We start from the raw sequence: 26,880 nt of genomic DNA, 5'->3' as shown, positions 1-26,880 counted from the left end.
GCCGGGAAGCCATGGACAGAGGCTTGCCTGTTCTGTCATGGTGCCAGTCTCGGCATTGTAGTGGGCATTGCCGCTTATAAGGGACATGCAGATGGCCGGTACCCCAGTGTTCGATCTCGTCATCCGTGCCGGCAGGGTCATCGATCCCGAAAGCGGGCATGACGCGATTGCCGATATCGGTATCGTCGGCGACCGGATCGCGGCGGTTGGTCCGTCTCTGGGGGCAGGGGTGCGCGAGATCGATGCCGCGGGTCTGGTCGTGGCGCCCGGCTTCATCGATCTGCATGCCCATGGCCAGTCGGTGCCGGCGGACCGGATGCAGGCCTTCGACGGCGTCACCACGGCGCTTGAACTGGAGGTCGGCGCGCTGCCGGTCGCAGGCTGGTACGATCAGCAGCAGGCCGCCGGCCGGGTGCTGAATTACGGCACCGCCGCCGCATGGCTGTTCGCGCGCAAGGCGGCGATGATCGGCCTCAACCTCGACGGCAGCCTGGCACCGATCGAGTTGATGGGGGCGGGGTCGAACGACATGCGCTGGTCGGTCGATGCCTCGACGCCGGCGCAGACCGACGCGATCGTGGCGCTGACCCGGCAGGGGCTCGACGAGGGCGCGCTCGGCATCGGGATCCCTCATGGCTATGCCTCCGGCGCCGGCATGAAAGAGATGGCCCGGATCTGTTCGCTGGCGGCCGAATACGCCCGGCCCACCTATACCCACATCGCCTATATGTCGAACATCGATCCGAAAAGCTCGATCGAGGCCTATGTCAATCTGATCGGGCTGGCGGGTGCCACCGGCGCCCATATGCATATCTGCCATCTGAACAGCACCAGCCTGCGCGATATCGAACAGGCGGCGCGGCTGATCGGCAAGGCGCAGGCGCAAGGATTGCCGATCACCACCGAGGCCTACCCCTATGGCACCGGCTCCACCGTGCTCAGCGCCGGGTTCTTCATGGAGAGCAATTTCGTCGAGCGGACCGGAACCGGCTATGATGCGATCGAGGTGGTCAGCACCGGCCGGCGGTTCCAAAGCCGCGACGATCTGGCGGCCGCGCGTGCCGACGCGCCGGAGTCTCTGGTGCTGTGGCACTTCCTCGACACCGAAAACCCCCATGACCACAAGCTGCTTGACATCTCCGTCACCTATCCCGGCGGCGCGATCGCGTCCGACGCGGTGCCGTGGAGCAATCCCGACGGCTCGCTCTATGCCGGCGAGGAATGGCCGATCGCCGCCGACAAGTCATCTCATCCGCGCTCATCGGGCACCTTCACGCGGTTTCTGGCGCAATGGGTGCGCGAGCGTGAGGTGGTGCCGCTGATGGAGGCCATCGCCAAATGCACGCTGATCCCGGCGCGGATCGTTGAAAGCTGCAGCGACGCGTTCCGCCGCAAGGGCCGGATCCAGGCCGGTTGCGACGCCGATATCGTCGTCTTCGACCTGGCCCGGGTGCAGGACCGGGCGACGTTCGAGGCGATGCATCTGGCCGCCGACGGCATGGTGCACGTGCTGGTCAACGGTGAGGCGGTGATCGCGGATGGCGCGCTGGTGCGCGATGCGCGCCCCGGCCGCGCGATCCGGAGCGATCCGCGATGACCGTGCCGGTCCTCGTCGTCACCGGCTATCTGGGCGCCGGCAAGACGACGCTGATCAACGCGATGCTGGCGCAGGCGGGCGGCCGGCGCATCGCCGCCGTCGTCAATGACTTCGGCGCGATCAATATCGACGAGGAGCTGATCCGGGCCACGGCCGATGGCATTGTCGGTAGGGCCGATGGCGTCGCCGGCAGGGCCGATGGCGTGATCGGTCTGGCCAATGGCTGCGTGTGCTGCACCTTGCAGGGCGATCTGCTGCGCACGCTGAAACTGCTTCTGGCGCGCGATCCGGCGCCCGATCATATCGTCATCGAGGCGAGCGGCGTGGCCGATCCGGCCGGCATCGTCCAGGCGCTGGCCGATCCGGTGCTGTGGAAGAGCGCGCGGCTGGATGCGGTGCTGTGCGTGGTCGATGCCGAGGACGTGACCGGACACGCCGCGCGGCGCGGCGACGATCTGTGGCGGGCGCAACTGGCCGCGGCCAATTTCGTGGTGCTGTCCAAGACGGCGGCGATCGATGACGCCGCCGTCGAGGCGCTGTCGGGCCTGCTGTCGCCCACGGGCAAGCCGCCGGTGATCGACATGGCCCGCGAGGCCCTGCCGACCGGGCTGTTTCTCGACACAGGCGCCAGACCCACGCGATTCACGGCGGTCGCGGCCGGTGAGCCGCGCCGATCGGACCGTTTCGCCACCGTCGAATGGCAAAGCCCGGGCGAGATCAGCCTGACGGTGCTTCAGGCCCTGATCGCCGACTACGCGCCGGTTTTGATCCGTGCGAAGGGTATTTTCCACTTTTGCGAGAAGCCGGGTCGGCGCTATCTGCTCCAGATGGTCGGGCAGAGGGTTACGCTGGAGCCGCTTCCGGGAGATGATCAGCCCGGCTGCCGTCTGGTCATGATCGCCGAGGCTGGACGGCTCGACCGGCAGGCGCTTCTGGCGCGCCTCGGCGCCGGGACAGACATTCCCGGCACACACCTCTGACTTGAAGAAGAAGACCGTTCATGCAGCGTGCGAAGGGCACCGACAGAATTCTCGATATTCTCGAACATCTTGAGAATGAAACAAAACCCGTCAGCCGCAACGCGCTGGCCAAGGCGCTGAACTGCCCCCGGTCCACGATCTATTCGCTGGTCGACCAACTGGTGGCGCGCGACTGGCTGACCCAGGACGACGCCGGCACGATCAGCCTTGGCCATCGCGCCGGGCTGCTGGGGCTCGCCTATTCACGCAATGCCCGGTTCGAGCCGGTGGCGCGCGAGGTCGTGCAGCGGGTGGCGGTCGAGGCGGGGGTGGTGACCGAAATCAACATCGCCGACAACTGGCAGCAACTGGTGCTGATTTCCGCGACCGGCCGCAGCCGCAATTATCTTCGCACGGTTGAAGGCTCGCGCTATCCGCTGCCGATCACCGGCTCGGCGCGCCTGCAACTCGCCGACATTCCGCGCGATCTGATCCGCCGCAATATTCCGGACCAGGATTTCAGGCTGGGCTCGGGCGCATCGCTGCCCTTCGAGCAGTTCTGCGACGAGATCGACCAGGCCCGCGTCGACGGCTATTTCATCGCGCGCGGGCTGATCGATCGCTATGTCGGCACCGCCGGCGTGCCGATCGTGAACCGCCACCAGAACTGCGTGGCGACGCTCAGCATCATCCTGCCGCAAGCCGATCTCGACGCGCGGCAGGACGCATTGATCGAGCTTTTGCGGCGTGGCGCTGAAGAACTGTCGGGCTATCTGCGCGCCGCCGTCTGGGCGATGGGCGACCGGGCCTATAGCCATCTGTTTCAGGACCGGCTGTTTCACGACAGACCGGCCCCGGTTTAGACGCCGCCGCCCTTCACGCCACCAGATGCAGTTCGGGCGGCAGCGTTTCGTTGCCGGCCAGTTCGCTGGCCAGCATCCGGCCGGTGGTCGGGCCCAGGGTGAAGCCCTGATGGCCGTGGCCGAAATTGAGCCACAGGCCCTTATGGCGCGGCGCGCGACCAACCACCGGCAGCATGCCCGGCATGCACGGGCGATTGCCGAACCAGGCCTCGCTCTCCACCGGATCGCCCAGGTCGAACAACTGGCCGGCGGCCCGCCGGGCATGGCGGATCTGATAGGCTGTGGCGGCGGAATTGAGCCCGGTCAGCTCGGCGCCGGTCAGCAGGCGCAGCCCGGCCCGCATCGGCGCGACCACGATCCCCCGATCGGCATCGATCATGGGCAGGACCGGCCCTTTGCCGGCAAAATGCTGATGATAGCCGCGTTTGAAGAACATCGGCACGGCATAGCCCAGCGGCCGCAGCAGTTCGGCGCTCCACGGCCCCAGCGCGACCACGACATGCTCGGCCTCGATCGGCCCGTCGGGGCCATCGATCCGCCAGGCGGTGCCTACCTGCCGCAGCGTCTTGGCATCGCCTGTCACTACGGTGCCGCCGCGGCTGGCGAACAGCCGCGCATAGGCGGCGACCAGCCCGCCGGGGTCGGCGCAGCTCCAGGCTTCGGTCCAGTGGACGGCACCCGCCAGCCCGATCCGGATCGACGGCTCGGCGGCGGCGAGCTCTATGCCGCTCTCGATCCGCGAGACGACGCCGAACTCCCGCTCCAGCCGTTCGGCCGTGCGCGCGGCATCAGCGAAGCTGCGGCCATGGCGATAGACATCGCGGAAACCGTCGCGCCGGATCAGATGCCCGGCGCCGGCGGCGGCGATCAGCGGGTCGTGATCGTCACCGGCCCTGCGGATCATGGTGCTGTAGACGGCGGCGATCCGGCGGTGACTGGCCGGCGCCGAGGCCATGAAATAGCGCAGGATCGGCAGCGCCCAGCGATGCAGCGACCCCGCCCGCCACCGCACCTTGTCGTTGAAGCCCAGCGCCGCCGACAGGATCTCGCCGGCCTGTCGCGGAAACGGGTATGGCTCCACGGCTTCCATCTGAATGATGCCGGCATTGCCATAGCTGGTCTCCTCGCCGGGCGGGCGGCGGTCGACCAGCGCCACATCCACCCCCATCTGTTGCAGCGCCAGCGCGGTGCCGACGCCGACCATGCCGGCGCCCAGAACAATGCAATCGGTCATGAAATCAGATCCTTGATGACTTGATATATGAAAGGCCCTGCAGACCGGTCAGGCCTCGGGCAGTTGGGGCGCGATCTCGCGGCAGGCGGCGAAGTTCCAGCCGCGCCCGGGTGCCGCATCGATCAGCGCATGGGTATAGGCATGGCGCGGTGAGACCAGCACCTGTTCGGCGGTGCCATGTTCCACCACCCTTCCATGCTGCATCACGATGACCTCATCGCAGATCTGTGCGGCGACGCGCAGGTCATGGGTGATGAACAGGATGGCGATGCCCAGATCATTCTGCAATTGTTCCAGCAGCTTCAGCACCTGATCCTGCACCGACACATCCAGCGCCGAGACCGCCTCGTCGGCCACGATCACATCCGGCTCCATCGCCACCGCGCGGGCGATCGCGATGCGCTGGCGCTGACCGCCCGAGAACTGATGAGGATAGCAGTCCAGCGCATCGGCGGGCAGACCCACGATTTCCAGCAGCGTCCGGGCGCGGGCCATGGCCTGATCGCGCGCCACGCCGAAATTCATCGGCCCCTCGATCAGGCTGTCGGCGATCCGGCGCCGGGGGTTGAGCGAGCGATACGGATCCTGAAAGACGATCTGGATCTTCTCGCGCCGCCGGCGCAGCGGCCCCGGCGCCAGGCGGGTGATGTCGGTATCGCCCAGGCTGATCCGGCCATGGGTCGGGTCGATCAGGCGCATCACGCAGCGCGCCACCGTCGATTTGCCCGATCCGCTTTCGCCCACGATGCCCAGCGTCCGGCCCGGCCGAAGCTGGAAACTGACATCCTCGGCGGCGCGCTTGCGGCTGGTCCGCTTCAGGAAGCCGCCGCTTTCATAGGTTTTGCCGAGTGCCGCCACGTCCAGGATCGGCTGGCGGGTTTCGGCCGGCCGTGCCTCGCGCGGGCGCAGGCTCGGCACCGCCGCCAGCAGGGCCTTGGTATAGTCATGCTGCGGCGTATGGAACAGGCGTTCGGCGGGCGCACTCTCGACCACGCGGCCCTGGCGCATCACATGCACGGTGTCGGCGATGTCCGAGACCACGCCCATATCATGGGTGATGAACAGCACCGCCGTGCCGTGGACGCGCTGCATCTCGGCGATCAGCGACAGGATCTGCTTCTGCGTCGTCACATCCAGCGCCGTGGTCGGCTCGTCGGCGATCAGCAGCGCCGGTTCCAGGATCAGCGCCATGGCGATCATGATCCGCTGGCGCTGGCCGCCGGACAGTTGATGGGGGAACGAGCGATAGACCCGCTCGACATCGGGCAGATGCACCTGTTCCATGGCCTCCAGCACCCGGCGGCGCCTGTCGCCGCGCGACGCCCCGGCATGGGTTTCCAGAACCTCGGCGATCTGGTCGCCGACGCGCATCACCGGGTTGAGTGCCGTCATCGGCTCCTGAAAGATCATAGCCATCCGGTCGCCGCGCATCGCGCGCAGCTGGCGGCGGGATCGGGTCAGAAGCTCGGTGCCGTCCAGCCGGATCGTGCCTGCCGCCACCCTCAGGACATCGGTCGGCAGCAGACCCATGATCGCCAGCGAGGTCAGCGACTTGCCCGAGCCGCTCTCCCCCACCAGGCAGGCGGTTTCCCCGCGCCTGATCCGCAGGCTCACATCGTCGAGCACCCGGCGCGGGCGCCCGGCGGTGCCGAGGTCGATGCACAGCCCGTCGATGGCGAGCACGTCTTCGGCATCGTCGAAGCGCGCGGTCTTGAATCGTGTCGCCATGATCATGCGTCCCGCTTGCGCATACGTGGATCCAGGATGTCGCGCGCCGTGTCGCCCAGGATGTTGATCGACAGCACACACAGCGACAGCATCAGGCCCGGCCAGAAGATCAGCGACGGCTTTAGAAGGAAATAGCTGCGGCCTTCGGCCATGATGTTGCCCCAGCTCGGTGTCTCGGTGCCGATGCCGAGCCCCAGGAACGACAGGATCGACTCGATCAGGATGGCCGATGCGCAGATATAGGTGCCCTGCACGATCAGCGGCGCCAGTGTGTTCGGCATCAGGTGTCGCCACAGGATCACCGGCATGCGCGTGCCCAGCGCGATCGCCGCTTCCACATAGGGTTCCTCGCGCGCCGACAGCACGATCGAGCGCACCAGCCGCACGACGCGGGGAATTTCCGAAAACGTGATCGCCAGGATGACCGACATCGCGCTGGCACCGTGGATGGCGACCAGGGCCACGGCCAGCAGGATCGGCGGGATGGCCATGAAGGCGTCCATGACACGCATGATCAGCGCATCGGCGGTCCGGAAGAAGCCGGCGACCAGCCCGATGACGAGCCCGGCCGAAACACTGACGGCGGCGGTGCCGAGGCCGATCAGCAGCGACACCTGGCCGCCGTAAAGCACGCGCGACAGCAGGTCGCGCCCCAGCGCATCGGTGCCCAGCGGGAAGTCGCCGCCCGGCGGCTTCAGCCGGTTGAGCGGCGACAGCGCCAGCGGATCGTGCGGCGCCAGCAGCGGCGCCAGCAGGGTGGCGATCGCGATCGCGGCCAGCATCAGGACGGCTGCGGCCGGCACCACGCCCAGCGCCGGCATCCTTGAACGGGAGGCCGGGCCTGAACGGGAGGGCTCGCTTGAACGGGATGGCTGGGTCATTAATAGCGGATCCGCGGGTCGAAGAGCGTATAGGCAAGGTCGATCAACAGGTTGACCAGCACATAGATGCCACTGGTCAGCAGGATCATGCCCTGGATGACGGGATAGTCGCGGGCCATCACCGCATCGATCGTCAGGCGGCCGATGCCGGGAATGTTGAACACGCTTTCAACCACCACCACGCCCGACAGCAGCATGGCGAAGCCGGTGCCGACCACGGTCAGGATCGGCACGGCCGCATTGCGCAGGCCGTGGCGCAGCAGAACCCTGGTCTCGCCGACGCCTTTGGCGAGGGCGGTGCGGATATAATCCTCGCCCAGCACGTTTAGCAGGCTGGCCCGGGTCATGCGCGCGGTCAGCGCCACATAGGCGGCGGTCAGCGTCAGCGCCGGCAGGATCGCGTGGCGGAGAAAGTCGATCAGCCCCGCCGATGGCGCCCGATAGCCCTGAACCGGCAGCCAGCGCAGATCGGCCGCGAAGATCTTGATCAGCACGTAGCCCACCACGAAGGCCGGCACCGAGAACCCGGCCACCGAGATGATCATCACGACATGATCGCCGATACGGCCGCGGCGCCAGGCGGCAAAGGTGCCCATCGGCACGGCGATCAGCACCGACATGATGATGGTCAGCACGGCGATGTTCAGCGTCGGCCAGATCCGGTCGGCGATCAGCGCATTCACTGGCGTGCCCGACAGAAGCGAGGTGCCGAGGTCGCCGCGCAGCAATTGCCCGACCCACTGCACGAACTGGACATAGATCGGCTCGTTCAGGCCCATGGTCTGGCGCAGCCGGGCGATCTGTTCGGGCGTGGCGGTATCGCCCGCGATGATCGCCGCCGGATCGCCGGGCGTCAGGCGAAGGATCAGGAAGACGATCAGCGCCACGATCGCCATCACCGGAACGACGGCGAAGACGCGTTTGACGATGTAACCCAGCATGCTCTGCCTCCCGGCGTTGAGCGGCCCGGCCGGCCTGCGGCCGACCGGGCGGCAGGCGTGTCAGTCGGCGAGCGTCAGGTTCCAGAACACCGGCACCGCCGTCGGCAGCATGTCGTTGAGTGTGTTGCTGCGGGCCTGGACGAAGGGATAGTTGCCAAGCGGGATGAAGATCACCTGGTCGAGCACATGCGCCTGGATCTGATGAGCGACCGCCTTCTGCGCGTCGAGGTCCGGGGCGGTCAGATAGGCGGCGCGCATCGCCTCAAGCTCGGGATCGTTCGGCCAGCCGAACCAGCCGCTGTCGCCGGTCGACGGCAGGATGGGGTTGATCAGCGGCGTGTTCGCCTCGATCCCGCTCACGAAGCTGGTGAAGATGTTCCAGCCGCCCTCGGCCGGCGGCTTCATGCTGGCACGGCGTGACACCAGCGTCTGCCAGTCCATGCCCTGAAGGTCGACTTTGAAGCCCGCCTCTCGCAGGGCGGATGCGATCACCACCGGCACCGTGCCGATGATGCCAAGATCGGTCGCCTGCATGATCACGACCGGCGTGTTGTCGTAGCCGGCGTCTTTCAGCATCTGGCGCGCCCGGCCGGTGTCGCCGCCGGCCTTCAGGCTTTCCGACCCGGCCTCGCTGCCAAGCGGCGTGCCGCAGCCGAAGATCGCGCCGCACAGCCGGTAATAATCGGGGTTGCCGATCATGGTGGCCATGACCTGTTCCTGGCCCAGCGCCGCCATCGCCGCCTGACGGATGCGCACGTCGTTGAACGGCGGGTGCTTGAAATTCATCCGCGCGAAGACCTGATAGCCCAGCGGGTCGCGGGTCTCCACGGTCACGTCCGGGCTGGACTTGATGATGTCGAGAAGATCGATCTGCACATTCTCGATCAGGTCGACCTCGCCGCCCATCAGGGCGCTGATCGCGGTCTGGTTGTCGGGCATCGTCACCCATTCGACCCGGTCGACCTTCACCACCTTGCCGCCGGCGAGGCCCGAGGCCGGCTCGGCGCGCGGCTTATAGTCGTCGAACCGCTCATAGACGATCTTCACGCCGGGCTGGAATTCGTCGCCCACGAACACGAACGGGCCGGAGCCGACATAATCGGTGATCGCCGTATCGGCGGGGGTTGCCGCCACGCGCGCGGGCATGATGAAGGCCGGCACCGATGACGGCTTGGAAAGCACCTCTAGAAGTAGCGGAAATGGTTCCTTTAACGTCCATAAGATTGTGGTGTCGCCATTGGCCTCGATGCTTTGAGTGGCGGCCATCAGGAAGGCGGCGGCACCGTCGCGCGCACCCCAGCGCTTCAGCGAGGCCACCACGTCGGCGGCGGTCACCGGCGCGCCGTCGTGGAACTTGAGCCCGTCGCGCAGGGTGAAGGTATAGACCAGCCTGTCGTCCGAGATGTCCCACTGGGCCATCTGCGGCTGAACCGCGCCATCGCCATCCACCGCCGCCAGCACGTCATAGACCATATAGCCGTGATCGCGGGTGATATGCGCGGTGCTGACGATGGGGTCGAGCATGCGCAGGCCCGAATGCATGACCGCGGTCAGGGTCTTTTCCTCGGCATGGGCCATGGTGGCAGCCAGCATGGCGACGCCGGCGACCAGAATCCGGCCTGCGGCGCGCGGGACGGCGCGGGTATTGCCTGTGCCGGGCAGGCGCGATCGATTGACGAACCGCATGTTCAATGCCTCCTCTGTGGGCCACTTGCGCGGCTGACCTGATGGGATGGTGGCCAGACCGGTTCTTCACGCACATCGTCACGCATGCCCCATGCTGCGGATGGCCCATGCTGCGGATACATCTTCAGCGGCTGCCGCATACAGGTCGTGACCGCGCGCATGACGATCCTGCTCCCCAGTCTCGTCATCCCCGCGTAGCCGGCGTGAATGTCTATTATAACGGACGTATGTGCTCCCTAATGAGCAGCTTATTTTATTGGGGAGTGATGTCAACGGCAATTCGGCATGCGGCCCGATGCACGGGGCATGACGGCGATGCCGATGCGGCCGGGTATCGCTGCGGCCGGACTTACGATGGGGATTGTGGCGTCGACACGCCGCCGCTGACGGCCATTGGCGAGAATCCGAAACGCGTCCTGAAGCGGGCTGAGCGCCGGCGCGGCACGCTGGAAGGACTGCACGACGTCATCTCGATGCCGGAACCGGGCTGCTCGACCACATGGCGACCGCCAGCAACGTCGCCGTCCCGGATCAGCGCGGCGTGTCGCATGACGGCCGGATCCGCTGATCGCGCCGGCATCCGATCCGACAACGTCCTCCCGCGCCGCACCCCGCCCAGCCCCTCACGGCATCCAGCCCCTCACGTCATCCAGTCAAGGTCACCCGCACCAGTCGAACCGCCTGATCGGATGCCGCGGCCGGCGGCAGCACATCCTGATGGGCCAGGGCCTGGAACAGCAGCCGGGCGGTGCGGCCGGCGATGGCGGAACGATCGGGCGGCAGGCCACGGGCGGTCGCCAGCGCCTGCAATCGTGCGTCCAGCGCGATGCCGGTTGCGCGGGCGCGGGTGGCCATCCCGGGGCGTGCCGTCTCGGCGGCCAGCATCCGGTGCAGGGCAGGGGCCAGCCGGCCGGGGTTGATCAGGCGGCCGGCCAGATGCTCGATCAGCCGGTCAGGCTCCGCCGCCCCGTCGCCCGACAGCACACCATCCACATCCGCCAGAAGGCGATCGCATTCCCGGTCGATCACCGCGGCGATCAGCGCCGCGCGGTCGGGAAAATACTGATACAGCGTGCCGATGCTCACCCCGGCGCGCGCGGCAATCAGGGTGGTGGTCGCCTCCGATGCCGGCCGGCCCTCGGCGGCCAGCCGGTCCAGAATCTGAAAGGTCGCCGTCACCAGACAGTCGACCGTCGCGCGGGAACGGGCCTGGCGTGGCTGTCTGCGGCGGGTTCGGGGCGATGTCGGCATCGGTGGGCGGCCCTGTTCGAAACGCGAATAGCCCAGTCTGGCCCCGGCATGGCAGGCTTGTCACCGGTCTTCACCACAGGATCAGGGAGCCCCCCAAGCCATGCCGGCCATCTCGCTTGCCGCCGCCCGTGCCGCGCTCGATGCGTCATCCTGTGATCCGACTCCGCCCGATGGCCAGCGGCGCCCCCACATCCTTGGCCATCTGGGGATGGGGGGCGGGCCGCAGCGTCATATGCTGGGCGTGATCCGCATTCCCGCCGGCTCCACCACCGGCTTCTTCGAACGCCATGACGGCGGCGACGAACTGCTTCTTATCCTGGCCGGCCGGCTTGTCTTCACCGTGCACGCGCCTGATGGCACGACCGAGACCGTGCCGCTCGCAGCCGGTGACCTGTTGTTGATCCCGCGCGGCCACACCCATGGCGCCGAGATCCACGAGGATGTCGAGATCCTGTTCCTCACCCCCGAACATGGCAACACCGCCTGGAGCGACGACCCGGCGCATCCGCCACGGCATTGATCGCGCGGCGGCGCGCGACGTCAGGTGCCATCGCCGCGTAAGGTCAGCACCTCGACGCCGTCGCGGGTCACGGCGACCGTGTGCTCGAACTGCGCTGAGAGTTTCCGGTCGCGGGTGACCACCGTCCAGCCATCGGCTTCGGTCGCAACCCTGCGGCTGCCCTGGTTGACCATCGGCTCGATGGTGAACACCATGCCTTCCACCAAAGGCAGCCCCGTGCCCGGCCGGCCGAAATTCAGCACCTGGGGCTCCTCGTGCATCTCGCGGCCGATGCCGTGCCCGCAATAGTCCCGCACCACCGAATAGCCGTTCCGTCTGGCGTGGCGTTCGATCGCGTGGCCGATATCACCCAGATGCGCGCCGGGGCGCACCTGTTCGATGCCTTTCCACATCGCCTCCCGGGCGACCCGAACCAGCCGGCGGGCGGCTGGCGGTGCCGCGCCGACCACATAGGTCTTGCTCGAATCGGCGATGAAGCCGTTCTTTTCCAGCGTGATGTCCAGATTGATGATGTCGCCGTCGCGGATGATCTCCTCCGGGTCAGGCACGCCGTGGCAGACGACATGGTTGATCGAGCAGTTCAAAACATATTTGAAGCCGTACTGGCCCTTGCTCGCCGGTCGCGCCGCCAGATCCACGGTGATGAATCGCTCGACCAGATCATTGATCTGCATCGTCGAGCGGCCGGCCAGATCCTGCCGATCCAGCATCTCGAAAACCGAGGCCAGCAGTTTTCCGGATGTCCGCATCAGTGCCAGCTCGTCAGCGGTCTTCACCATCTCAGGCAACCGCCTGATCGGCCGCCGTGACCTGCGCCGATTTCAGCCGCATCGTCACGATGTCGTTGAACGACAATGTCGGGTTCGCCTCGGCAAGCATGCCGATCTTCATCCAGAACTCGGCCTGGGCGTTGATCGACCGGCACATGACCGTGCTGGCCCGCCGGGCTTCCTCGTGGAGGTCGTCGTCGATTTTCACCAGACCCATCATATCCTCGGCGTGGGGTGCGAGAATACGGATCGTATATGGTTCGTATATTCTTCGTCAATGCGGCATCGCCGGAAGCGCCCTCGGTCGGGGCGGCGGGCGGCGTCAGCGCTCACCGTCGCGTTTGATGCGCATGGTATAGGTGAAGCGGTCGGCCGGATGGTCGTTGATCGATGCGGTCAGGGTGCTGCCGTGCCGGTCCAGATAGCGCCGCACCACCCGCAGCACATGGGCGCCGGGGGTCTGGTCGCCGAACACTTGGCGGCTGGCATCGGGCATCGGCAGGGCGGTGATGGTCTGCAGCGTCTCCATCACCGTCACCTGGGCGCGTTGTTCGATCAGCGCATAGAATGGGCCGTGGCAGCTTGGGAAGTCATCGCGCAGCCAGCCGAACCGTTCGTGGACATACACCACCGTATGGCTGATCGGCACGCCGTCGTCCCGGGTGCTGCGGATGCCGTGAAGCGCCAGCCATGACGAGCCGGGCTCGGCGCCGATCAGCCGGGCGGTGGGCGCGTCGACCGCGGTCATGACCATGGCGGTGATGGCGAAATCGGTGTCGAGCGCATACTGGAACAGTTCCGACAGCGACCGCATCGACTGGGTGAACAGCGATCCGCCCTCGGCCGACAGCACATGGGTGCCCGATCCCTGGCGGCGCTCGACATAGCCCTGATCCACCAGCCGGCGCAGGGCCTCGCGCACGGTATGGCGGCTGACGGCAAATTCCGCGCACAGTTCCGCCTCGGTCGGCATCATGCTGCCCACCGGATAACGGCCGCCGGAAATCCGCGCCCGCAGATCCTGAAACACCTGAAGATAGCGCGGAATCTCCGGCATTCTGGGCGCCGTGGGTATGCCGGACGCCGGGGCGGGGCGGGCTGCCGCGATCCGGGTCAGATCCTGTGCCTCATCCTCGGCCATGCGCGGTCCAGCTCCCCTAAACGTCCGGCTGGCGGCCCCCTGACATCACGCTCCAGACGCTGGATGGATACAACAGTTCCCGGCTCGGGAACAGGCACGATCCGCGCGCCCCACGCCGCCATCGAGGCCCATGCATTCACCGCTCTGCGGCTGGCCGGGAACGGTCTATAATCGTAAAAGGTCATACCGTCCGCCACGGAGGCACCGATATGGTGACCGCCACATCCGTCAAGCTCGATGCCGAGTTGAAAGGGCGTGTGCAGCATCTGGCCCAGGCCCGCCGGCGCAGCGCGCACTGGATCATGCGCGAGGCGATCGCGCAATATGTCGAGCGCGAGGAACGGCGCGAGGTGCTGCGCCGCGACACGCTCGCGGCGTGGGACGAGCATCAGACCACCGGCCTGCACGCCACCGCCGCCGATGTCGAAACTTGGCTTGAAAGCTGGGGCACCGATGATGAGAAGCCCGCGCCGCCGCCCACGTCCACGGCCGAATGCGACCGGTCGTCTTCGCCCCACCGCCAGAAGGAAGCCGAATGGTGACCGACCAGCCCAGCCACGATGCCTGGTTCCGCGCCCGCGTTCAGGAAGCCCTGGCCGACCCCCGTCCGTCTATCCCCCATGACGAGGTCGAGGCGCACATGGCCCGCCGCCGCCAGATGTTGCGCCAGCGGCTGGCGGCACCCTCGTCATGACCCGGCCGGCTGGTCCGATCGACACCCTCCAAGTCTGCCCCGCGCCAGTGCTCATACACCACCACGCGGGACACGATCGCCCCCGGTCGGCCCAGGGATCAGCGCGAGGAAAGGGAGTTGGCCGGACACCGGATCTGGGCCGGATCAAGAACCGCCGGGTGAGTCTTCGCAGACGGCCTGTCAGCGCGTTGCGGTCCACGGATCGATCACCGTCAAGCCTGCGGCATTGAACGCGCTCGTGTCGCGCGATGCCACGGCAAATCCGTGCGCGCCGGCGATCGCGGCGATGTAGCCGTCGGGTGTCGGGAAGCCTTTCCCCTCTGCGCGCGCCTTGATGGCGAACTCGGCATAGTGTCGCGCCGCCGGGGTATCGAATGGCAGGATGCGGTCGGCAAACACGTCCAACACATCGTCGACCGCAGCGGCCAGCGCATTCTTGCGCTTTCCGGCCGGCAAGGCGCCAATGCCGAACAGAAGTTCGGCGACGGTGATGCTTGACAGGAACAAGGTCTCGGCCGACTGAGCATCGAGCCATGCACGCACCCGCGGATGCGGTTCGCGCGTCATCGCTTCCGAGACGACATTGGTATCGAGCAGGATCATTCGACGCGTCCGGTCAATCAAACGTCATCGGCTCGGCAGGACGCGCATCCAGAGTCTGTTCAATGGCTTCGATGTCGGTATTGGTAAGGCCGTGTTTCTGCCCAATCTCTCGCAACGCCGTGCCCAGCAGCAATCGGCCCTCTGGCCGCGTGGCGGCTTCCAGGATGGCGCGCATCTCTGCCTCGGTGCTGCGATTGTGCCGGGCCGCGCGGAGTTTCAGGGCGCGATGAGCTTCATCGGAAAGGTTGCGGATGGTGACAGCGACCATGATGGCATCCTCCATGGGATGACTGCGACGCTATCAATGTCAGCGATGTGATGGCGTTGGTCAAGACGGTGCTACGGCGACAGTTCTCGCCCCGACGACAACACGCCCCCTCAAGATTGACCTCACCGACCGCGCCTATCCTATCGAGAGCGGGGCGCCGAGGCCCGAAACGCACGCGGCACTCTTGGCCCACGCATCGCCCGAACCTCGCCGCCCCCGTCTCGGATCATCCGGCGGTGGCGGGCACCGGCGTGTTCAGAAGTTGCTGTTCCCACAGGAAGGCGATGCCGCTGCCGGCGGCATGGTGCTTCATGATGTCAGTCAGTTCTGCGGCGTGCTCGGTGCGGGCCCAGTCGCGCTGCCATTCCGATGCCAGGGCCAGCCAGGTCATCATGTTCGCGCCGGCCGCGATCATGCGCTGGATCGCGACCTCGTGCGACTCGACCGAGGCGCCGCCCGAGGCATCGGTGATCACCGTCACGTCCCAGCCGTCGCCCAGCGCATGGATCACCGGCATCGCCACGCAGACCTCGGTCCACAGGCCGGCGATGATCAGCTGCTTGCGGCCGGTCGCCTTGACCACATCCACAACCGCCTGATCCTCCCAGGTGTTGATGAACGTCCGGTCGATCACCTCCTGGTCGGGGAACACCTCGGTGATCTGCGGGAAGATCAGGCCGCCCCGTTCGGCGAGCACGCTGGTCAGGATCGTGGGGACACCAAATGCCTTGGCGGCTTTTGCCAGGGCCGTTGAATTGTTCACCACAGCCTGCGGATCGTGGCTGTTCAGGTTCGCGAGCTGGAATGGTTGATGGTCGATCAGGACGAGCACCGAGTCTTCGGGACGAAGAAGCGATGCGAGGCCGTTACGAAAGGTCATCACGACATCCTTTGTTGCCGGTGTGAGCGGCACTGGCTTTTTCGGGGAGAGACACGCGCCGTCAGCGGCGTTGTCTGGACGGGATATTGCTGGTCCCGACAGCGATGCGATAGTCTCCCTCCGTGAGGAACTGTGTCGCGAAATGGGGAACGCCGCCTTGGATATCGACGCGCTGCGCACATTCGTTGAAGTCGCCGATGCCGGGGGCATCTCCCCCGCGGCGCTCCGGCTCGGCGTCTCCAAATCGATCGTCAGTCGCAGGCTTTTCCGGCTTGAAGCGGAACTTGGCGTCCAGCTTCTCGCGCGAACCACCCGGGGTGCGGCGCTCACGGAAGCCGGTGTCACCTTCCGCGACCATGCCGCCCGGGTCTGCGCCGAGATCGACATGGCCAGGGAATCGATCCTGCCCACCGGCGACCTTCGCGGCCGCCTGCGGGTTGCGGCGCCGCTGTCCTTCGGACCCCTGCATGTCGCACCCGTGCTCGCCGACATGGCCCGCCGCCACCCCCGGCTTCAGATCCAGGCCTGCTATACCGATCGCTTCGTCGACCTGATCGCCGAGGGCTATGATTGTGCGATACGGGTTGGCTATCTGCCGGATTCCAATCTGATCGCAAGGCGCGTCGGCCCGGTCTATGGCAAGCTCGTCGCCAGCCCCGACTATATCGCGGCACATGGATCGCCCGAGACGCCGGAGGACATTACCGGCCATGAGGCGCTTATGCAGAGCACCGAATCCTGGCACTTCATGGATGGCGGCAAGACCATCACGGTTCGCCCGCAAGGGCGGTTCAAGGCCGACAATGGTCTGGCGCTCGTCGCCGCGGCGACGGCAGGACTGGGCGTCGCCTATCTGCCCGACTGCCTCACCCATGACCATGTCGCATCCGGCGCGCTGGTGCCGATCATGACCGGCTATCCGCCGCCCCCGGCCGGCGCCTATGTCGTCCGCCCCCCGGGGCAGCACCTCGCCCGGAAGATACGGGTTCTTACCGGCCTCCTGATCGCGTTTTTCGGCCAGTCTCCGTACTTTGCGGCGGCGCCGGCCGCTGCCTGACCGGCGCATGGGGCTATACCATGGCCGGTGCCATCAAAAGCCCTAATGACATATTCATATAGCAATAGATCATGACCTGGGCTATCCTCCACCCATGAACGAGATCGGGGACAGGGTGCCGCCGGGCACCGACGGCGAGGATGGCGGGCGTGACGCGGGTCGCGGCCAGGGCGTCGCCACGCGCCCGGACGGGAACCGTCATCCGGCCGCCGGCTCAGGCCGGGACGGCGCCCCCCGCGACGGCACCCCCGGTCATGACGGCACCCTCGGTCGCGAGGGGCCGACGCCGCTGTATCACCGGCTCTATGTCATCTTCCGCGAGAAAATTCTGGGCGGCGAACTGCGTGATGGCGACATCCTGCCCAGCGAACACGACATCGCCCGCGATTATGGCGTGTCGCGGATCACCGCCAAGCGGGCGCTGGATGATCTGGCCGGGGAAGGGCTGGTCAACCGGCAGCGCGGGCGGGGCACCATGGTGACCCATCACTATCGCCCGGCGCCGATCCGCGCGCCGCTGGACGGGTTGATCGCCACCATCCAGAACATCGGCGCCCGGTCGGGCATGCGGCTGGTGTCGCTGGCCCGGGTGCCGGCCTCGCCGGCGATCGCCGACGAACTGAAGCTTGCGCCCGGCACTGAGCTTGTGGCGGCGGAGCGGGTGCGCGCGGCCGATGGCAAGCCCTTCGCGCTGCTCTCCACCCACACGCTGCCGGCGGCGGCCACCGGCTTCACGGCCGCCAGCCTTGCCCATCGCCCGCGGATGGGGATGTTCGAGGACGCGGGCTTCAGGGTCGAGGCGGCGCGCCAGAAGCTGTCGGCACAACTGGCAGACGATCGGTTGGCACAACTTCTGGACGTAGCGCCGGGAGCGGCGCTGCTGCGCCTGACCCGTACCCTGTATGACCCGGCCATGCGCCCCTTCGACCATCTGGTGTCGCTGTATGTGCCCGAGCGTTTCGAATACCGGATGGACCTGACCCGCAGCGACGCGGCGGATGGCGGCTGGAAACCCGCCCGTCTGACCATGGGCGAGTAGCTGGTCATGGTGCGTCCGACAGATCTGCCTTATCCCATCCCCGCCTGATCCCACCCGCGCCTGAATTCCTCTGGCCTGTTGCTGAAAGAGCCCCGACCATGGCACGTGAAACCCGTCCTTCCTTCCAATGGGAAGATCCGCTGAACCTTGCGGGTGAGCTTTCCGAAGAGGAGCGGATGATCCGCGACACCGCGCATGATTATGCGCAGGACAATCTTCAGACCCGGGTGCTGGAAGCCAACCGGCATGAAGTCTTCCATCGCGAGATCATGACCGAGATGGGCGCGCTTGGCCTGCTGGGCTGCACGCTGCCCGAGGAGTATGGCTGCGCGGGTCTGTCCTATGTCGCCTATGGTCTGGTGGCGCGCGAGGTGGAGCGGGTCGACAGCGGCTATCGTTCGGCGATGAGCGTGCAGTCGTCGCTGGTCATGCATCCGATCCATGCCTTCGGCAACGAGGAAACCCGGCGCAAATATCTGCCGCGTCTGGCCACGGGCGAGCTGGTCGGCTGTTTCGGCCTCACCGAGCCGGATGCCGGCTCCGATCCGGCCTCGATGCGCACCCGCGCCCGCAAGGTCGATGGTGGCTACGAGGTGTCCGGCACCAAGACCTGGATCACCAATTCGCCGATCGCCGATGTCTTCGTGGTCTGGGCCAAGGACGATCATGGTTCGATCCGTGGTTTCGTGCTGGAAAAGGGCATGAAGGGGCTGACCGCGCCCAAGATCGAGGGCAAGTTCTCGCTGCGTGCCTCGATCACCGGCCAGATCGCGATGGATCAGGTTTTCGTGCCGGAAGAGAACGCCTTCCCTGAGGTGCGTGGCCTGACCGGCCCGTTCTCGTGCCTGAACAATGCCCGCTTTGGCATTGCCTGGGGTGCCATGGGGGCGGCGGAATTCTGCTGGCATGCCGCGCGTCAGTACACCATGGACCGGATCATGTTCGGCCGGCCGCTGGCCGCCACCCAGTTGATCCAGAAGAAGCTGGCCGATATGCAGACCGAAATCACCCTGGGCCTGACGGCGGCGCTTCAGCTTGGCCGGCTGAAGGATCGCGGCAGTGCCGCCCCGGAGGCGATCAGCCTGATGAAGCGCAACAATTGCGGCAAGGCATTGGAAATCGCCCGCAGCGCCCGCGACATGCATGGCGGCAACGGCATCTCCGACGAATACCACGTCATCCGTCATATGTGCAATCTTGAGGCGGTGAATACTTACGAGGGCACGCATGACGTCCATGCGCTGATCCTGGGCCGCGCTCAGACGGGCATCGCCGCCTTCGGCTGATCTGTCCGCCTCATCTGCCCGTCTTCCTTAAGCGATGGATGCCCGACCCATGGCCGCCCCCGACCGCAACGGTGCTCTCTCCCATATCCGCGTGCTCGATCTCAGCCGCGTCCTCGCCGGCCCCTGGGCCAGCCAGATCCTTGGCGATCTGGGGGCCGAGGTGTTGAAGATCGAGCGGCCCGGTGCCGGCGACGACACCCGCGGCTGGGGGCCGCCTTATGCATCCTCGGCGGATGGATCGGCGCGTGAGGCGGCCTATTTCCTCACCACCAACCGCAACAAGCAGTCGGTCGCGATCGATATGGGTACGCCAGACGGTGCGGCGCTGATCCGCCGGCTGGCGGCGGAATGCGATGTGGTGATCGAGAATTTCAAGGTCGGGGGCCTGAAGAAATATGGTCTCGACTGGGCCAGTCTTCAGGCGGTCAATCCCCGGCTGATCTATTGCTCGATCACCGGCTTCGGCCAGACCGGGCCTTACGCGCCGCGCGCCGGTTACGACTTCATGATCCAGGCCATGGGCGGGTTGATGTCGGTGACCGGCGAACCCGACACGGTGGCGGGTGGCGGGCCGGTGAAGGTCGGCGTTGCTCTGGTCGATGTGATGACCGGGCTTTACGCCACCATCGGCGTGCTGGCGGCGCTGGCACATCGCGATCAGGGCGGGGCGGGTCAGCATATCGATCTGGCGTTGCTGGATGTGTCTGTGGCCACTTTGGCCAATCAGGCGATGAATTTTCTGGTGTCGGGCACGGCGCCCGGCCGGATGGGCAATGCCCATCCCAACATCGTGCCCTATCAGGCCTTTGCCACCCTCGATGGCCATCTGGTGCTGGCGATCGGCAATGACGACCAGTTCCGGCGCTTCGCCATCGAGGCCGGTCATGCCGAATGGGGCCTGGATCCGCGCTTCGCGACCAATGCGCAGCGTGTGGCCAACCGCGCGGCCCTGGTGCCGCTTGTGGCCGCTGCCGTCGCCGGCCGCACCACCGATGCCTGGATCGCGGCGCTGGAGCCGCGCGGCGTGCCCTGCGGGCCGATCAACACCCTCGATCGCGTGTTCGCCGACGCGCAGGTGCAGGCGCGCGGTCTGCGCCGCGACATGCCGCATCCAACGCTGGGGCATGTGCCCACCGTGGCCAGCCCGCTGAACCTCTCGGCGACGCCGGTGGTCTATGATCGCGCCGCCCCGGTGCTGGGTGCTGACACCGCCGATGTGCTTGGCCGAATTCTGGGGCTGGATGCCGCCACGCTCGCCGGGTTGAAGGCCAAAGCGGTTATCGGATGATGGCCGGTATGCCTGGCGGCGATGTGCCGACCTGCCTGGCGGGGGGCGACAGGCGGGCCTGATCGTTATAGGCTGGGTGACATGACACTCAAGCCGCCGGAAGGACCATTGCCATGACCGCGCCCAAGCTTGCGATCCGCCCGATGACCGCCGGCGAGGTGCCGCTGGCTCTGGACTGGGCGGCGGCCGAGGGCTGGAATCCCGGCCTGTCCGATGCGGTGCCCTTCATTGCCGCCGATCCCGGCGGCTTCCTGATCGGCCTGATCGACGATCGGCCGGTCGCGGTGATTTCGGCGATCCACTATGGCGCCGGCTTCGGTTTCATCGGCTTCTACATCGTGCGCCCGGACCTGCGCGGGCATGGCCATGGCTGGGCGATCTGGCAGCAGGCGATGGCACGCCTGCAGGGCCGGCTGATCGGGCTGGATGGCGTGATCGCGCAGCAGGACAGCTATCGCCGCTCCGGTTTCATCCTGGCGCATCGCAATATCCGCCACGAGGGCCCGGGCATCGTCGACACTTCCGGTGATGCCGGGCTGATACCGCTGGCCGACATGCCATTCGATGTGGTCGAGCGCTATGATCGCGGCCATTTCGCGGCACCGCGACCGGGCTTTCTGGCGCCCTGGATCGCGCAGCCGGGCAGCGTGGCGCAGGGTGCGGTCGATGATGGCCGCCTGCAGGGCTATGGCGTGCTGCGCCCCTGCCGCACCGGCTATAAGATCGGCCCGCTTTTCGCCGACACCAGCGCGATCGCCGACCGCCTGTTCACGGCCCTGCGCGGCCGGGTGCCGGCGGACGCGGCGGTGTTTCTCGACACGCCGGCGTGCAACCCCGGCGCCATGGCGCTGGCCGAACGCCATGGTCTGACCCCGATGTTCGAGACCGCGCGCATGTACACCGGCGCCGCCCCGGCGATCGGCATCGAGCGGATCTATGGCATCACCAGTTTCGAGCTGGGGTAAGCGGCGCGCGTCACATGGCGGCGGGGAAGCTGGTCTCGCGCATCATGTCGATGAAAGCCCTGAGCCCCGCCGGCATGTGGCGGCGGCCGGGATAGTACAGGCACAGGCCGGCGAAGGGCTGGCACCACTCTTCCAGCAGCGGCACCAGGCGGCCGGCGGCGATGTCGGCCGCGACCAGGGCCTCCATGGCAAAAGCCACGCCGACACCGGCCAGGGCCGCGTCGAGGATCAGCATCGGGTTGTCGACGATCACTTTCCCGGGCGCGTCGATCTGGATATCCTGTCCGTGGCGGCTGAATTCCCAACGATAGACACGGCCGCTGCCCAGCCGGTAATTGATGCAGTCGTGACGGGCAAGATCCTGCGGGGTCTTGGGCGTGCCATGTTGTTTCAGATAATCGGGGCTGGCGACGGCGATCAGGCGCAGTTCCGGACCGAACGGCACCGCGATCATGTCTTGCGGCACCGATTCCAGTAGCCGGACGCCCGCATCGAATCCTTCCGCGGCGATGTCGACCAGCCGGTCTTCTGTCACCACCTCGACCCGCATATCCGGAAACCGGGCCAGAAACCGGGCCAGCATCGGCTGCATCAGAACACGCGCGCTGCTCGCCGAGGCGTTGATGCGCAATGTGCCCGATGGCGTGCTGCGATAATCATCCACCTCGTCGAGCGCCGTCATGATGTCGCGCATCGCCGGCGTCAGCCGGCGGAACAGGGTCTCGCCGGCGGCGGTGGGCGATACGCTGCGCGTGGTGCGGTTGAACAGCCGGACGCCAAGCCGCTCTTCCAGGCTGCGCACCGCATGGCTCAGCGCCGATGGCGACATCCCCAGTTCCAGCGCCGCCTTGCGGAAATTGCGATGGCTGGCCACCGCCATGAACACCGTCAGATCTGTGATGCTTGCACGTTTCACTGATGAATAATCCTCAATATCCCGTGCAACATTATGCCGATTGTTGCATCACATCAAGAGGGCTAGTCTGATACTGCTTCCACAAGCCAGCCGCGGGAGGGCAAGCCATGGCACAGGTGATCACGGTGAACGGCGAGGCCCGGCAGGTCGATGTCGATGACGACACGCCCTTGTTGTGGGTGCTGCGCGACACCCTGCGACTGACGGGCACCAAATTCGGCTGTGGCAAGGCCCAATGCGGCGCCTGCACGGTCTATATGGACGGCCAGCCGCTGCGATCATGCAGCCTGCCGGTGGGGGCGGTCGGCACCTCTGAAATCACCACCATCGAGGCGGTCGACGGACCGGAAGCGGCGGCGGTGCAGGCGGCCTGGGTGGCCCATGACGTGCCGCAATGCGGCTATTGCCAGTCGGGACAGGTGATGAGCGCGGTGGCGCTGCTGCGCGAGGTTCCCAACCCCACCGATGACGACATCGATCTGGCGATGAGCGGCAATCTCTGCCGTTGCGCCACATATCTGCGCATTCGGGCCGCGATCAAGGACGCGGCCCGGTCATTGGAGGCCTGAGCGATGCAGATGCGACAGATGCAACCCGCGCGAGGGCAGGTTTCCAGGCGCGGCCTGCTGAAGGGCGCGGCCGGGCTGGTGGTTGGCGTCTATCTGGCGCCGTCGCTGATGAAGCGGGCGCTGGCAACCGAGGCCGCGGCGGCGGATGTGACCATGCCGGCCGGTGGCTTCGCCCCCAATGCCTTCATCCGGGTGGCCACCGACGACACGGTGACGGTGCTGGTCAAGCACATCGAATTTGGCCAGGGGCCGTTCACCGGCCTCGCCACCCTGGTGGCTGAAGAGATGGATGCCGATTGGGCGCAGATGCGCGCCGAGCACGCCCCGGCCGACACCGCCCTTTATACCAACAGCCTGTTCGGCATGCAGGGCACCGGCGGCTCGACCGCCATCGCCAACTCCTTCATGCAGATGCGTCAAGCCGGCGCTGCCGCCCGTGCCATGTTGGTGGCTGCCGCCGCCGCGGACTGGCAGGTGGAGCCGGCTGCGCTGACGGTGTCGAAGGGCCGCATCCGCCATGCCGCATCCGGCCGCGAAACCGGGTTCGGTGCTGTGGCGGAAGCCGCCGCCAAGCTGCCGGTACCGACCGATGTGCTGGTCAAATCCGCTAAGGATTTCAAGCTGATCGGCCGCGACCGCGACACCGTCGGCCGCCTGGACAGCCGCGCCAAAACCAATGGCAGCGCCATGTTCACGGCCGACATCCATACCGACGGCATGGTGGTGGCGGTGGTGGCGCATCCGCCCCGCTTCGGCGGCCGGGTGAAGAGCGTCGACGCCAGCCAGGCACTGGCGGTGCGGGGCGTGCTGGCGGTGCGCGAGGTGCCGACCGGTGTGGCGGTCTATGCCGACAGCACCTGGCCCGCGATCAAGGCGCGCGAGCTTCTGGACATCACCTGGGATGACAGCGCCGCCGAGATGCGCGGCACCGAGCAGATCCTGGCCGATTTCAGCGCGCTTGCCAAAGGCTCTGGTGCCGTGGCTGGCAGCCATGGCGACGCGCAGGCGGCACTGGCGGCGGCAGATCAGGTGGTCGAGGCCGAATTTCAGTTCCCCTATCTGGCCCATGCGCCGATGGAGCCGCTGGATGGCTGGATGACCTGGGACGGCAGCACCGCCTATGCCCGCTTCGGCAGCCAGATCCAGACCAGCGACCAGATGGCGATCGCCGCCGTGTTCGATGTCACCCCCGACAAGGTGCGGATCGATACCATGCTGGCCGGCGGCAGCTTCGGCCGGCGCGGTCAGGTCGGGTCGGTGTTCGCGGTGGAACTGGCGGCGGTCACCAAGACGCTGGCTGGTGTGAGCGGATTTGCCGGCCGGCCGGTGAAGCTGGTCTGGACGCGGGAAGACGACATTCAGGGCGGCTATTACCGGCCGATGTTCGTGCATCGCATGCGCGGCGCGGTGAAGGACGGCGCCATCACCGCCTGGGCCGATACCGTGGTCGGGCAGTCCTTCATTGTCGGCACGCCCTGGGAGGGTTTCGGCTATAAGGACGGCGTGGATGCGTTGATGGTCGAGGGTGCGAGCGAGCTGCGCTACACCCTGCCAGCCTTCAGTTGTGATCTGCACATCGCGAAAACCGGCGTGCCGGTGCTGTTCTGGCGCTCGGTCGGCCACACCCATACCGGTTATGCGGTGGAGTGCTTCGTCGACGAGCTGTTGACGGCGGCCGGTCAGGATCCGGTCGACGGGCGCCTGGCGCTGATGGCCGAGGCACCGCGTGAGGCCGGCGTGCTGCGCGCTGTGGCTGAACTGGCCCGCTGGCACGACACGACGCTACCCGAAGGCCGCGCGCGTGGTGTGGCGGTGGTGAAGAGCTTCGGCACCCATGTCGCCGAAATCGTCGAGGTGTCGGTGTCGGATGACGGCGAGCCCCGCGTGCACAAGGTGTGGTGCGCGGTCGATTGCGGCGTTGCGGTCAACCCCGATGTCATCCGCGCCCAGATCGAGGGCGGCATCGGCTATGGCATCGGCCATGCGTTGTATGGCGAGATCACCATGGAGGACGGCCTGCGCATGCAGTCGAATTTCGACGGCTACCGCTCGCTGCGGATCAATGAAATGCCCGAGGTCGAGGTGGTGATCGTGGCATCCGATGCCGCCCCCAGCGGCATTGGCGAGCCGGGTCTGCCGCCGGTGGCGCCGGCCATCGCCAATGCCATGGCGCGGCTTGGCCGCGAGCGCCCGCGCCGCCTGCCGATGCTGCGGGAGACGGCCTGATGCGGGGTAGATCGATGACGCTTGCCGGCCTCGCCACGGCCGGGCTGCTGTCGCTGGCGGCGCTGATGCCGGTGGCCCATGCCGCCGATATGTCCGCCACCGACATGGCCGCCGCCGATGACCCGCAGAGCCTGCGACCGGTCACCGCTTTCGACGGCATCGGCCCTGAGGCGGAACGCTCAGCGGCGCTGTTCGGCGAGGCGGCCAAGGTGTTGCAGCATCCGCGCTGCATGAATTGTCATCCGGCCGGCGACCGGCCGGCGCAGGGCGACGACCGTCACCCGCATAGCCCGCTGGTGGTGCGCGGCGATGGCGGCATGGGCGTGGTGGGCATGCGCTGCACGACCTGCCATCACGACGAGAACTATGAACCGGCGGGTGTGCCGGGCGATCCGCACTGGTCGCTGGCGCCGCCCGAGATGGCGTGGGAAGGCCTGAGTGTCGGCCAGATCTGCGCCCAGTTGAAAGATCCGGCGCGCAATGGCGATCGCGATCTGGCCGGCATCATCGAGCATGTCTCCACCGACAGCCTGGTGCTGTGGGGCTGGGCGCCGGGCGGCACCCGCACGCCGGCCCCCGGCAGCAATGCGGCCTTCACCCAGTTGATGCAGGCTTGGGTGGACACCGGCGCCCACTGCCCGGCGGGCTGATCACATCAGCCGGCCGCCGGTCGCCGGAATGATCGCGCCGGTGATATAGCTGGCGGCGTCCGATGCCAGGAACACGAAAGCGCCGGCCATCTCCACCGGCTGGGCGGCGCGGCCGAGCGGCGTGTTCCTGCCGAAGCTCTCGACCTTTTCCGGCGGCATGGTCGAGGGGATCAGCGGCGTCCAGACCGGGCCGGGGGCGACCGCGTTCACCCGGAGCGGTTCAGACGTCAGCCTGAGGCGGTCTATGCCCGGATGTCCCGACAGGTGGCCCAGGGCGCTCAGCGGCAACTTGATGCCGAGATGCCGGGTTGGGCGGAGCGCGCCGATGCCAAGGCCGCCATCGCCCAGCTTCCCACTGTGGCCAACGCCATCCGCTTCGAGGCAGAGGCGGTGGTTGCCGAGGGTCTGAGAGCCGACGGCATCGTGCGCGTCCTGATGCTGAAAGCGGCGGTGATCGAGCCCCAGTTTCATCCCGATACCGGCAATCACAGTTACCGCCAGATTCTGTCTGCGGCGCTCGCTGAAACCTTCCGCGTGCTCAGGGCGGATCCGGATTTCTGGGAAAGCCTGCGGCCTGCGATCGACGAGGCGGTGTTCGCCCGGCTGGACGAGGTGATCGGGCAGCAGGCGGCCATTCAGACGGCGCTTGATGCGATCAACAAGCGCCTTGATGGGCTGTTTGCCGAGCTTCGCTTGTCGACCGGGGACAGGGAGCGGCTTGCGGGGGATCTGGCGCGGGCTCAGACGGCCCATGACGCCACCCGCGGCCTTGTTCTGGGCTTTCTTGAGAGCCTGTTGCAGAATGGGTCTTCGGAATGTGTCGCGATCGCAGTGAGATCCGCCCTTGAGCCTGCGGCCGGCGCCTGAT

At 66.9% G+C, this 26,880-nt stretch carries 28 protein-coding genes and 1 pseudogene; 15 read left to right on the top strand and 14 right to left on the bottom strand.

The genetic code is table 11. The features are described from left to right. Positions 1–91 precede the first annotated feature (91 nt). The 3 genes from IEW15_RS17370 to IEW15_RS17360 are packed head-to-tail and all read left to right on the top strand — an operon-like array spanning position 92 to position 3,419. A complete protein-coding gene (locus IEW15_RS17370; protein ID WP_188580201.1) occupies positions 92–1,597 on the top strand; it encodes an amidohydrolase family protein in 1,506 nt (501 codons plus the stop codon). Continuing rightward, positions 1,594–2,577: a CobW family GTP-binding protein gene (locus IEW15_RS17365; protein WP_188580199.1), complete on the top strand. Its 984-nt coding sequence runs from the start codon at positions 1,594–1,596 to the stop codon at positions 2,575–2,577. The genes IEW15_RS17370 and IEW15_RS17365 overlap by 4 nt, the downstream gene beginning before the upstream one ends. A gap of 20 nt (positions 2,578–2,597) precedes the next feature. Next, complete coding sequence (locus IEW15_RS17360) at positions 2,598–3,419, top strand: IclR family transcriptional regulator (protein ID WP_188580197.1); 822 nt, start codon at positions 2,598–2,600, stop codon at positions 3,417–3,419. A 13-nt stretch (positions 3,420–3,432) separates the two neighbouring features. Here IEW15_RS17360 and IEW15_RS17355 read toward each other — a convergent pair whose 3' ends face one another. From IEW15_RS17355 to IEW15_RS17330, 6 genes are all read right to left on the bottom strand, one after another. Beyond that, on the bottom strand, positions 3,433–4,653 hold the full coding sequence (locus IEW15_RS17355) for an NAD(P)/FAD-dependent oxidoreductase (RefSeq protein ID WP_188580195.1): 1,221 nt from the start codon (positions 4,651–4,653) through the stop codon (positions 3,433–3,435). 48 nt (positions 4,654–4,701) lie between these two features. Next, entirely contained in the window at positions 4,702–6,381 is a 1,680-nt protein-coding gene (locus tag IEW15_RS17350; protein ID WP_188580193.1) for an ABC transporter ATP-binding protein, read from the bottom strand. A 2-nt stretch (positions 6,382–6,383) separates the two neighbouring features. Then, positions 6,384–7,202, bottom strand: a complete 819-nt coding sequence (locus IEW15_RS17345) for an ABC transporter permease (protein WP_229708215.1) — start codon at positions 7,200–7,202, stop codon at positions 6,384–6,386. A gap of 59 nt (positions 7,203–7,261) precedes the next feature. Next, a complete protein-coding gene (locus IEW15_RS17340) occupies positions 7,262–8,203 on the bottom strand; it encodes an ABC transporter permease (RefSeq protein ID WP_188580189.1) in 942 nt (313 codons plus the stop codon). A gap of 60 nt (positions 8,204–8,263) precedes the next feature. Next, positions 8,264–9,889 carry an ABC transporter substrate-binding protein gene (locus tag IEW15_RS17335; protein WP_188580187.1) on the bottom strand — a complete coding sequence of 542 codons (1,626 nt, stop codon included), beginning with the start codon at positions 9,887–9,889 and terminating at the stop codon, positions 8,264–8,266. Positions 9,890–10,534: 645 nt separating this feature from the next. After that, positions 10,535–11,068, bottom strand: a complete 534-nt coding sequence (locus tag IEW15_RS17330) for a TetR/AcrR family transcriptional regulator (RefSeq protein WP_229708214.1) — start codon at positions 11,066–11,068, stop codon at positions 10,535–10,537. Positions 11,069–11,240: 172 nt separating this feature from the next. Between IEW15_RS17330 and IEW15_RS17325 the strand changes: the two genes are divergently transcribed. After that, positions 11,241–11,660, top strand: coding sequence for a cupin domain-containing protein (locus IEW15_RS17325; RefSeq protein ID WP_188580183.1), 420 nt, complete (start codon positions 11,241–11,243; stop codon positions 11,658–11,660). Positions 11,661–11,680: 20 nt separating this feature from the next. On the opposite strand, the gene map is transcribed toward IEW15_RS17325, so the two are convergent. The 3 genes from map to IEW15_RS17310 form a co-directional block, all read right to left on the bottom strand. After that, positions 11,681–12,439, bottom strand: coding sequence for a type I methionyl aminopeptidase (gene map / locus IEW15_RS17320; RefSeq protein ID WP_188580181.1), 759 nt, complete (start codon positions 12,437–12,439; stop codon positions 11,681–11,683). 1 nt (position 12,440) lies between these two features. Then, positions 12,441–12,647: a ParD-like family protein gene (locus tag IEW15_RS17315; RefSeq protein WP_188580179.1), complete on the bottom strand. Its 207-nt coding sequence runs from the start codon at positions 12,645–12,647 to the stop codon at positions 12,441–12,443. A 105-nt stretch (positions 12,648–12,752) separates the two neighbouring features. Beyond that, positions 12,753–13,571, bottom strand: a complete 819-nt coding sequence (locus tag IEW15_RS17310; protein ID WP_188580177.1) for a GntR family transcriptional regulator — start codon at positions 13,569–13,571, stop codon at positions 12,753–12,755. A 209-nt stretch (positions 13,572–13,780) separates the two neighbouring features. Here IEW15_RS17310 and IEW15_RS17305 point away from each other — a divergent pair, with 209 nt between their 5' ends. Both IEW15_RS17305 and relB read left to right on the top strand, forming a co-directional pair. Further along, a complete protein-coding gene (locus IEW15_RS17305) occupies positions 13,781–14,113 on the top strand; it encodes a CopG family ribbon-helix-helix protein (RefSeq protein ID WP_188580175.1) in 333 nt (110 codons plus the stop codon). Continuing rightward, on the top strand, positions 14,110–14,265 hold the full coding sequence (relB, locus tag IEW15_RS17300) for a type II toxin-antitoxin system RelB family antitoxin (RefSeq protein ID WP_188580246.1): 156 nt from the start codon (positions 14,110–14,112) through the stop codon (positions 14,263–14,265). Before IEW15_RS17305 ends, relB begins: the two co-directional genes overlap by 4 nt. Positions 14,266–14,445: 180 nt before the next feature. On the opposite strand, the gene IEW15_RS17295 is transcribed toward relB, so the two are convergent. From IEW15_RS17295 to IEW15_RS17285, 3 genes are all read right to left on the bottom strand, one after another. Then, positions 14,446–14,868, bottom strand: a complete 423-nt coding sequence (locus IEW15_RS17295; RefSeq protein ID WP_188580173.1) for a type II toxin-antitoxin system VapC family toxin — start codon at positions 14,866–14,868, stop codon at positions 14,446–14,448. Between the two features lie 13 nt (positions 14,869–14,881). Further along, positions 14,882–15,136, bottom strand: a complete 255-nt coding sequence (locus IEW15_RS17290; RefSeq protein ID WP_188580171.1) for a FitA-like ribbon-helix-helix domain-containing protein — start codon at positions 15,134–15,136, stop codon at positions 14,882–14,884. 226 nt (positions 15,137–15,362) lie between these two features. Beyond that, on the bottom strand, positions 15,363–16,016 hold the full coding sequence (locus IEW15_RS17285; RefSeq protein WP_188580169.1) for a hydrolase: 654 nt from the start codon (positions 16,014–16,016) through the stop codon (positions 15,363–15,365). A 157-nt stretch (positions 16,017–16,173) separates the two neighbouring features. Here IEW15_RS17285 and IEW15_RS17280 point away from each other — a divergent pair, with 157 nt between their 5' ends. The 5 genes from IEW15_RS17280 to IEW15_RS17260 all read left to right on the top strand — a co-directional run bounded on the left by IEW15_RS17280 (position 16,174) and on the right by IEW15_RS17260 (position 21,651). Further along, positions 16,174–17,073 carry a LysR family transcriptional regulator gene (locus IEW15_RS17280; RefSeq protein ID WP_188580241.1) on the top strand — a complete coding sequence of 300 codons (900 nt, stop codon included), beginning with the start codon at positions 16,174–16,176 and terminating at the stop codon, positions 17,071–17,073. 94 nt (positions 17,074–17,167) lie between these two features. Continuing rightward, positions 17,168–18,112: a GntR family transcriptional regulator gene (locus IEW15_RS17275; RefSeq protein WP_188580167.1), complete on the top strand. Its 945-nt coding sequence runs from the start codon at positions 17,168–17,170 to the stop codon at positions 18,110–18,112. A gap of 98 nt (positions 18,113–18,210) precedes the next feature. Further along, entirely contained in the window at positions 18,211–19,398 is a 1,188-nt protein-coding gene (locus IEW15_RS17270) for an acyl-CoA dehydrogenase (protein WP_188580164.1), read from the top strand. Positions 19,399–19,447: 49 nt separating this feature from the next. After that, complete coding sequence (locus IEW15_RS17265; protein ID WP_188580162.1) at positions 19,448–20,686, top strand: CaiB/BaiF CoA transferase family protein; 1,239 nt, start codon at positions 19,448–19,450, stop codon at positions 20,684–20,686. Positions 20,687–20,799: 113 nt separating this feature from the next. Next, a complete protein-coding gene (locus tag IEW15_RS17260; RefSeq protein ID WP_229708211.1) occupies positions 20,800–21,651 on the top strand; it encodes a GNAT family N-acetyltransferase in 852 nt (283 codons plus the stop codon). Positions 21,652–21,661: 10 nt separating this feature from the next. On the opposite strand, the gene IEW15_RS17255 is transcribed toward IEW15_RS17260, so the two are convergent. Further along, entirely contained in the window at positions 21,662–22,567 is a 906-nt protein-coding gene (locus IEW15_RS17255) for a LysR family transcriptional regulator (RefSeq protein WP_188580160.1), read from the bottom strand. Positions 22,568–22,674: 107 nt separating this feature from the next. Between IEW15_RS17255 and IEW15_RS17250 the strand changes: the two genes are divergently transcribed. The 3 genes from IEW15_RS17250 to IEW15_RS17240 are packed head-to-tail and all read left to right on the top strand — an operon-like array spanning position 22,675 to position 26,012. Next, positions 22,675–23,136 carry a (2Fe-2S)-binding protein gene (locus IEW15_RS17250; RefSeq protein WP_188580158.1) on the top strand — a complete coding sequence of 154 codons (462 nt, stop codon included), beginning with the start codon at positions 22,675–22,677 and terminating at the stop codon, positions 23,134–23,136. 3 nt (positions 23,137–23,139) lie between these two features. Next, on the top strand, positions 23,140–25,362 hold the full coding sequence (locus IEW15_RS17245; RefSeq protein ID WP_229708210.1) for a xanthine dehydrogenase family protein molybdopterin-binding subunit: 2,223 nt from the start codon (positions 23,140–23,142) through the stop codon (positions 25,360–25,362). Then, on the top strand, positions 25,362–26,012 hold the full coding sequence (locus tag IEW15_RS17240; RefSeq protein WP_229708209.1) for a hypothetical protein: 651 nt from the start codon (positions 25,362–25,364) through the stop codon (positions 26,010–26,012). The genes IEW15_RS17245 and IEW15_RS17240 overlap by 1 nt, the downstream gene beginning before the upstream one ends. Here IEW15_RS17240 and IEW15_RS26005 read toward each other — a convergent pair. Then, positions 26,013–26,228 (bottom strand): annotated as a pseudogene (locus IEW15_RS26005) (SDR family oxidoreductase); the annotation flags it as partial. Between the two features lie 36 nt (positions 26,229–26,264). Here IEW15_RS26005 and IEW15_RS26000 point away from each other — a divergent pair. Continuing rightward, positions 26,265–26,879, top strand: a complete 615-nt coding sequence (locus tag IEW15_RS26000) for a hypothetical protein (RefSeq protein WP_229708207.1) — start codon at positions 26,265–26,267, stop codon at positions 26,877–26,879. Position 26,880: the final 1 nt, after the last annotated feature.

Source organism: Tistrella bauzanensis (assembly GCF_014636235.1).
Taxonomy (GTDB): domain Bacteria; phylum Pseudomonadota; class Alphaproteobacteria; order Tistrellales; family Tistrellaceae; genus Tistrella; species Tistrella bauzanensis.
The sequence above is the reverse complement of the archived record's forward strand: the minus strand, read 5'-3'. Positions and strand labels throughout refer to the sequence as shown.